The sequence below is a fragment of the Lactobacillus sp. UMNPBX4 genome (assembly GCF_002554115.1).
In the GTDB taxonomy this organism is placed as follows: domain Bacteria; phylum Bacillota; class Bacilli; order Lactobacillales; family Lactobacillaceae; genus Lactobacillus; species Lactobacillus gallinarum.
Map to the genome: position 1 here is coordinate 1 of NZ_PCZF01000060.1, position 8,286 is coordinate 8,286.

An 8,286-nucleotide genomic window follows, 5' to 3' on the forward strand; every position below is an offset into this window, starting at 1 on the left:
ACGCAGCGACTGGTCATATCAGACCAACTGTCAATATCCTAAGCAAAAAGAAGCCTATCTTGATAACGGGACAGCTAGGTTTATTGATGCTAAACATATTAAATTGCCTAAGCTGGGAATTGTCCGCATTGCTGGTTTTAGAAAACTGATTAAAGAGCGCTTGCTTAAGCAGATTCCAACTAGAATTGGCACAGTCACGATAAAAAAGACCGCTGATGACCAGTTCTACCTGTCTATGCAGTTAGGCAGTGATACTGCTTTTGTTAAGGAATTACCTAAAACACAAAGTCAAATTGGCATTGACCTCAATTTAGATAACTTCCTAACAGCATCTAACGGAGCAATGGTCGCTAATCCACGATTTTATCGCAAAACCAAAAAGAAGCTGGCCCATGCCCAACGTGTCTTGTCTCGCAGGCAGCGCCGGGCAAAAAAAGAAGGACGCAATTTGTGGCTAGCAAAAAACTATCAAAAACAGCGTCTAATAGTCGCTAAACTGCACGATAAGATCAGAAGACAGCGTAATAACTTTTTACAAGTACTCTCAACTACACTAATCAAAAACCACGATTTAGTAGTTGCCGAGGAATTAAGAAACAGAAACCTGTTAAAGAATCATGCCTTGTATCAAGCCATTTCTGATGTCGGCTGGCGTAGTTTCCTGAATATGCTGGCTTATAAGGCAGATCTATATGGTAAAGAATTTCTAACAATTGATCCTAAATATACTACTCAACGCTGTCATGCTTGTGGCAGTATTATGGGACAAAATAGCTATAAGAAATTAACCCTTAAGGATCGGGAATGGACTTGTCCAATCTGTCGAACGCACCATATTCGTGATTGGAATGCGGCAGTGAACATCTTAGAAAAAGGATTAAGCAAGTGGCAAAATCCTAAAATAAAAAAAGCAGCCTAGAAAGGCTGCAGTCCGTTAGCAACTCGCGGACTTAAAAGGCTTTGGTAATTAGACGACCTCTATCGGCAATAGTCAAAAGATTACTGCTGGTAAGTCAAGTCCGTATCTAAGCAAGTTGGTGTTCTGGTTAGCGCAAGCTAACGAGCCACTAAGCCCTAGACTTCAGTCTAGGGTAGTTGACTCCCTAGACGGTCAACAAAGTTGGAGAATTCATTCTTTTCGTCTTTAAATGAATTTAAAAATTGGTCAAAAAATAGAATTTTTACATCAGCATTGTGAGCATTCAGCTGACCAGCAGTATGCTGATTAAATAATTTAACTCCAGTCGTTAGGCTGGGGTTATTATGGTTGGTTACTAATTTGGGACGAAATTTAGGCATTTGTGGTTGCGGCATATTCCTTGTAATCTTCAATAATCTCTTCTTCATTCATGGGACAATGTGATTGACCGGCCTTATAAGCCTTTTTCCAAGCACTATCTTGGTGTGATCTAGCTACTAATCCAAAATCATTAATAGGATCAATTTGTGCAATCATATCATCAATAAATGACCAAACATCTTTTTCCATCGAATTAGAGTAACGCTTTTTCTCTAAACTTGGCGTGATTGAGTTATTTTTATCTTCTCCATAAACTTTGTTTAGGACGGGGCCGTATTGCCAAGCTTCAAAGTTCGCCTTAAATAATCTTTTTGGGTATTTGATAGTTTCTGAAAATTCACTATTTTCATTAGAATAATCAATGCTTCCGTATGTTGCAGCATAGAAGGCCCATAAGAAATACAATGATTTTTGAATTTTCAATGGAGTAGGGTTAGTAAGTTTTGCTTCAAGATATGATACCAAGTCTTCGACTTTATCAAAAAAGTATGCATCTCTACTCATAATAGTCTCCTTCATATTAAATCTCGTGCCTACAAATATTATAATGAAATCTGTTAAAAGTACCTAATGAATTAAATATCACCATACACTTTCTTAAGATTGTACAGCTCCCACCAAACACAATAAAAACAGTGTAATAGAAATATTACTTTTTCCGTACAAATGGTATGAATGGCTTGTTTCTTGCTTATTTGCTAGATACAATGAAGGGTGTTATACAAGGAGGAAATTTCATGAAGAAGAGACTTTTGACCAGCATAGCTGCCGCAGTTGTGTTGACTTCCACAATTGCCCCAGCATCTAATATTTCTGCAATTAATGATCTTCGTAGCCAAAAGGTTTCTGCTGCTACTGATGCGCAAACAGCATTCTTAAATAAGGCCGCTAAGCAAGCTGTTAAAGCTGCTAAGAAATATGGTACTTATCCATCAGTAATGATTGCACAAGCTATCGTGGAATCTGGTTGGGGACAATCAGGTCTTGCAGTTAATGCAAACAATCTTTTTGGTATGAAGGCTGACGATAGTTGGGGTGGCGCTACTTATTCTGCCAAGACTCGTGAAGAGGGCAAGAATGGTAAGAGCTACTACATTAATGCCAAGTTTAGAAAATATAATTCTTTTGAAGAATCATTTGAAGATAATGGTAGCAAGTTGCGTAATGGTGTTACTTGGCAACCACTTCGCTACAAGGGCGCTTGGCTTGAGAATGCTAACACTTATGCCGAAGCAACCAAGGCTTTAACTGGTACTTATGCTACCGACAGCAAGTATGATATTGCACTTAATTCTAGAATCACTAGTCATAATTTGAACCAATATGACCCAGTGATTTCTAAGGCTACCAAGCACTACACTGTTGATAAGTCAGGTTCAGTTTATAACTGGCCAACTAACCATTCAGTAGCTAAGGCTGTTGGTTCTGTTAAGAGCGGCGAAAAGGTTACTGTAACTAAGACCATTACCTACAATGATGGTTCAACTAGAATGTACATTGAAGGTAAAGGCTGGATCAACGGTACTTCTTTAACCAAGGGTAAGACAACTACTAGCGAACCAAGTACTCAGGCTCCAAAGGGTGCAACCAAGGTTGAAAAGAACTTGATGCACAATGCCTATGTCTACGATGCCAAAGGCAAGAAGATCAAGGGCAAGATGTACAAGGTCAACGATGAAGAAGGCACCAAGTTAATCGCTACTTACGGTACTAAGACTATTAAGAAGAAGACTTACTACCGTGTAGGCGAAAATGAATACATTGCAGCCGGTAACATTGATGGTACTCTTAGATTCTTGAAGCATAATGCCTATGTTTATAACCAATATGGCAACCGCGACAACACTTTAAAGCGTAAGAAGAATGAACAAGTTGCTACATACGGAAGTGCTGTTAAGATCAATGGCAAGAAGTATTACAGAATCGGTATCCGTCAATACATTAAGAAATCAAACTTCATGTAATAAGAACGGGGGCCTGATTTGAAATTAAAGAAAGTTTTAGCAACTTTAATTGCAGTATTGGGGCTGATTACAGCGATTAATATCCAAAGTCAAACAGTTCATGCTGAATCAATCAACTCGCTCGCCAAAAAATATAAATATAGCGGTGTGACTTATTTATACAAGATGCTGAAGCTCGAAGGTATTAAGTATAATAAGTTCCCTGGTGTCGAATATGAAAATGGCAAGCCAGAAGGAATCGTAGTTCACGAAACTGACGATCCTGGCGCGACTGCCCACGATGAAGCAATTTACTTTAACCGTGAGTGGATGAATATTAATGCTTACGTTCATGCTTTTGTTGATAGCAAGCAAGTTATTCAGATGAGATCACCAGATATGGGTACCTGGGGTGCAGGTCCTAAGGCTAACAACCGTTTTATCCAGATTGAGCTTTGTGAAGAAAATACTAGGGATGCATTTGCTAAGTCAGTGAATAATGATGCTATTTATATCGCAAAACTGCTTCACCGTTATGATCTTAAGCCAGACAATGCCTGTGATGATGGTGAAGGGACGATCTGGTCTCACCATGCTGTCAGCACATTCTTAGGTGGTACCGATCACGTTGACCCAGATGGCTACTTTGCTAAGTGGGGCTACGACATGGATCAGTTCTATTCTTTAATCAAGTATTACTACAACTTGCAAAAGAAGAATGAAAATACCCATACTAAGGATCCAAACAAGACGAAGGAAGAAGTACCTGCAGTTCAAGGTGCGGTAACTCTTGGTCACGATGCTTATGTTTACACCGAAAAGGGCAAGAGAACCAAGATCTTGAAGAAGGCTGGTAGTCCTGTCGTTGTGATGGGCTACAAGATGATCAATAATAAGAAGTACTACAAGATTGGCGAGGATCAATATGTTGTTGCTTCTAACATTGATGCCACTGTCCGCACAGTAAAGAACGAGACCTACTTGCACACTAGAAGTGGTCGCGTTGAAAAGCAGAACAAAGTCAAGGAAGGCAGCCGCGTATTAACTTACGGCAGCAAGATCACAATTAAAGGTCAAAAGTATTATGCACTTAACGCTACACAATATATCTTAGCTAAAGATATTGAATAGAAGTGTAGTTGATTTAACGCTAGATGATTATTTGTTAGAATATCATCTAGCGTTTTAATTTTGAAAATGAAATAATTAACTCGTGTTGAAAGAGAGGGAGTTTATGGCACAACTATCACTATTTTTAGTAGTTTTGTTAGCGCTAGTCATTCCAATATTTATGGCACGCTTTCAGATTAGTAACGTACCAACCGCGGTTGCCGAGATTATCGTCGGCATCATCATGGGATCCAGCGGTTTTAACTTGATTACATCCACGCATGATCTAACCTTTTTATCTAATCTAGGTGTGATCTTGTTGATGTTTTTATCAGGGATGGAAATTGATTTTGATTTATTGCAAAGAAAAAATAATCCTAAAGGGAAGTCGCAAGCAGGGAAGACGGTCGATCCGCTGAAGACGGCGATTACTGCCTTTATTGGGATCGTGATCATGGCCTTTGTTTTAGCCTATGTCTTACGACTTACCGGATTATTCAGTGAAGTCATGTTGGCCGCAATTATCTTGATGACTGTGGCCCTTGGCGTGGTTATCGCTACTTTGAAGGAAAAGGATATTTTAGGTCGACCAATCGGACAGACGATTTTGTTAACAGCCGTACTCGGCGAAGTTATTCCACTGCTTTTGTTAACAATTTATGCATCTATCAATGGTGGTAATGCGGAACAATTGTGGTTGATTATCTTATTATTTGTTGCTGCAATTTTCTTGTTGCGTCGATTTAAGCAGCCATATTTGTGGTTTGCTAAGATTACTAAGTCAACCACTCAACTTGATATTCGGTTAGCCTTTTTCCTGATTTTTGCATTGGTAACCGTAGCAGAAACTGTTGGTGCTGAAAACATTTTAGGTGCCTTTTTAGCCGGAATGGTAATGAAGTTGCTTGAGCCAAGTGAAGCTACTAAAGATAAGTTGACTTCAATTGGTTATGGCTTCTTTATCCCGATTTTCTTCATTATGACTGGTGTGGGACTTAACTTGCGTTCACTTTTTGCACATCCGTCTTCATTGATGTTATTGCCAGTGTTAGTTATTTTCTTATTTATTGCAAAAGTACCAGTTCTTTTAACTTATGTGCGCTATTTTCAGAAGAAAAATGCTTTTGCTGGTGGGTTCTTGACGGCAACAACTATTACGATTGTTTTGCCAACTTTACAAGTTGCACGGAAATTGCACGCAATCACATCAACGCAGTCTGATGCCTTCATTTTGGCTGCGGTAATTGTCTGCATTTTGAGTCCGATTGTCTTTAACTCTAACTTTGTTTTGTTACCAGAAGACAAGATTAAGGAAAAGGTGGCAATTGTTGGCGCGAATGCCGTTACTGTGCCTGTTGCTCATGATTTGCATGCTAATTGGTATTCAGTCAAGATGTTCACTGACAAAAAGAATCAATATAAAACTTACGATAGTCGAGTAGAGAATTTAACCTTTTTGCCAAATCTAGACGAAGAAACGCTTGAAAAAGATGGCGTATTTGATGGTGATATCGTGGTAGCGGCTAATCGCGCGGACGAAGATAATATTAAGATTGCCCGGATTGCAAAAGAGAAGGGCGTAAATCGTGTGATTGCCCGACTTAGCGAAGTTGATAGCAAGACTTTGACCGAGTTTAATGAGAAGGGAATCGAAGTCTTTAACTCTACCAATGTGCATGCTGCATTGATGAGGGCAATGATCGAGTCACCAACTGTCTACAGAATTATGACTGACACGAAGAACATTTTGTATTCTGTCAAAGTGAAGAATACGCATTATACGAGTCGTCAACTGATGGATTTAGAGTTTATTGATCAGATTACGGTAAGTAGAATTAAGCGTGGGGATGAATGGTTAATTCCACGTGGTGCGACTGTGATTGAGCAGGGAGATATTTTGGTCTTCTCTGGTGAATTTAAGGTGGCAGATCGTGTCCGTGATTTGTTGAGTAAGGAATAGTAGAAAAGAAGTGTCTGAGAAAAATCTCGGACACTTTTTTAGTAATCATCGGAAATAAAAAAGCCCTGCTATTATGCAGAGCCACCGCGCGTTTGCAAGTTATCGTCTTGTTGCGCATACATCCATGATCATTGGACGCGACAATCTTCCTACGTACATTATAACATGATAACTTGTTAAAATAAGATACAAAAAAAGCCAACCGTAAAGGTTAGCTCACACGATTCAGTTACCTGAGTTACACGAGTATCAGTCGTTAGCTCTTTTTCTTTTACTATTATATGAAAGCAACAATAAAAATACAATTTATAGAGAGGCATTATTAAGATTAATATTTTGGTAAATATTATAAAATTTAATTGAACATTTTCAGGTGATTCTATATACTATCAATTGATAGTGCATTAGAGAGGGAGAGGTGATTAACATCGTAAAGATTCCAATTCAGGTTAGTAGAAATACTGTAAATGATTTTTTGAATGATCTTAAATCAATACTTAATAGTAATCAATTTGATGTTAATCGAGATTTCTTATTAATTAGAAATCGCACTCCTCATGGAATTCATGGATATTCAACGCCACAAACTTTGCTAGACTTAGATTATGCTGTTGAGGATGTTGTTGAAAGATTGAAAGAACTTTCAATTAAAGAGTATTATGAAGTGCTCTTGGATAAGGATGATGATCATCCACCGTATTTGTATGTTTTTGCAAAAGAAATAGATAATCATCAAGTTTATATCAAATTGAAAATTAAGCAGATGCGTACCAAAAAAATAGTATGTGTGTCCTTTCATTTCGCTCAATACGAAATGAAAGATTTTCCATATAAGTAATGAAGATCTAGTTCAGGAGACAATAAAATGAATAAACTAATTAAAAGAATATATGTAAAGGATTGTCCCATCTGTGATCAAGCACACGAAATAGAAGAAAGAGAAACTCTTATCCAAGCTAAGATTAAGGGTGAAATAATAACTTATAAAGAAAAATATTATTATTGTAAAAATGCAGACCCAGATGAGCGTGAATTTGTCCCTACTAAAATGGCTAATAAAAATTTGCTAGCAGCACGTGATGCATATCGGAGAAAACATCATTTGTTAAGTTCTAGTGAAATTGTTGATCTTCGTAAAGATTATAATTTATCACAAGTGGAGTTAGCACAATTGCTGGGGTGGGGTGAAGCAACTATTTCTCGTTATGAAAGTAAATCAATCCAAGATGAAAGTCATGATGGAATGCTTCAACAAATTCGTAAAGATCCATTAATTATTTTGAATTTATTAGAAAGAAACGGTTCTAAATTTACACAAGATAAAAAGAAATCGATTCAAGAAAAAGTAAAACGTAATTTAGACTTATATGGTAGAGAAAACCTGTCTCGTCAGGCATTGGAAAGTAATTATGTTGCTTACTTAAAACCTTCAGATAAAAATGGACAAAAACGTTTAAACATTGATAAATTAGAAGCTATTATTTCTTATTTTGCATTTCATGTTGCTGATTTATATAAAGTTAAATTAATGAAAATGTTATGGTATGTAGATAGCCTCTCATATAAAAAATATGGTTATGGAATTACAGGATTAGTCTATCAGCATAAAAGTATGGGTGCTCTTCCTATTGGACATAGGAATATGGTAGATTTAGCTAATATTAACGTACAAGAAGAGTGGAGTAATTCAGGCTACGAAATGATTCATTTTTATCCTTCGGATAAAGTGAAATATAGTGTTCTTTCTGTACAAGATAAAGAAATACTGGATGCTGTAATTGCCAAATTTAAAGATTACAACGCTAAAGACATTATTAGATATATGCATGAAGAATTAGCATATAAAAAAACCAACGAAGATGAAATTATTTCTTTTAGTTTAGCTAAAAAGATTCGTGATTTTTAAACAAAATAAGACCGCCGATTGTAAAATCAAGTTGAACACTTTATAAAAATAAAAGTCCATCTGGACC

8 protein-coding genes are annotated in these 8,286 nt (G+C 37.2%); 6 read left to right on the forward strand and 2 right to left on the reverse strand.

Annotation, left to right across the window (positions count from 1 at the left end):
• On the forward strand, positions 1-919 hold a 919-nt coding region (locus CP355_RS08880; protein ID WP_098044358.1), incomplete at its 5' end, for an RNA-guided endonuclease TnpB family protein.
• Between the two features lie 167 nt (positions 920-1,086).
• Here CP355_RS08880 and CP355_RS08885 read toward each other — a convergent pair.
• Both CP355_RS08885 and CP355_RS08890 read right to left on the reverse strand, forming a co-directional pair.
• A complete protein-coding gene (locus CP355_RS08885) occupies positions 1,087-1,332 on the reverse strand; it encodes a hypothetical protein (protein ID WP_143468928.1) in 246 nt (81 codons plus the stop codon).
• Positions 1,292-1,804, reverse strand: a complete 513-nt coding sequence (locus CP355_RS08890) for a Panacea domain-containing protein (protein WP_025005692.1) — start codon at positions 1,802-1,804, stop codon at positions 1,292-1,294. Before CP355_RS08890 ends, CP355_RS08885 begins: the two co-directional genes overlap by 41 nt.
• A 233-nt stretch (positions 1,805-2,037) precedes the next feature.
• Between CP355_RS08890 and CP355_RS08895 the strand changes: the two genes are divergently transcribed.
• From CP355_RS08895 to CP355_RS08915, 5 genes are all read left to right on the forward strand, one after another.
• A complete protein-coding gene (locus CP355_RS08895; protein WP_098044360.1) occupies positions 2,038-3,264 on the forward strand; it encodes a glucosaminidase domain-containing protein in 1,227 nt (408 codons plus the stop codon).
• A gap of 18 nt (positions 3,265-3,282) precedes the next feature.
• Complete coding sequence (locus tag CP355_RS08900; protein ID WP_098044361.1) at positions 3,283-4,374, forward strand: SLAP domain-containing protein; 1,092 nt, start codon at positions 3,283-3,285, stop codon at positions 4,372-4,374.
• A 103-nt stretch (positions 4,375-4,477) separates the two neighbouring features.
• Positions 4,478-6,313, forward strand: a complete 1,836-nt coding sequence (locus tag CP355_RS08905; protein ID WP_098044362.1) for a monovalent cation:proton antiporter family protein — start codon at positions 4,478-4,480, stop codon at positions 6,311-6,313.
• 418 nt (positions 6,314-6,731) lie between these two features.
• Positions 6,732-7,151, forward strand: a complete 420-nt coding sequence (locus CP355_RS08910) for a type II toxin-antitoxin system MqsR family toxin (protein ID WP_087176910.1) — start codon at positions 6,732-6,734, stop codon at positions 7,149-7,151.
• Positions 7,152-7,178: 27 nt separating this feature from the next.
• Positions 7,179-8,219, forward strand: a complete 1,041-nt coding sequence (locus CP355_RS08915) for a type II TA system antitoxin MqsA family protein (protein ID WP_087176909.1) — start codon at positions 7,179-7,181, stop codon at positions 8,217-8,219.
• Positions 8,220-8,286: the final 67 nt, after the last annotated feature.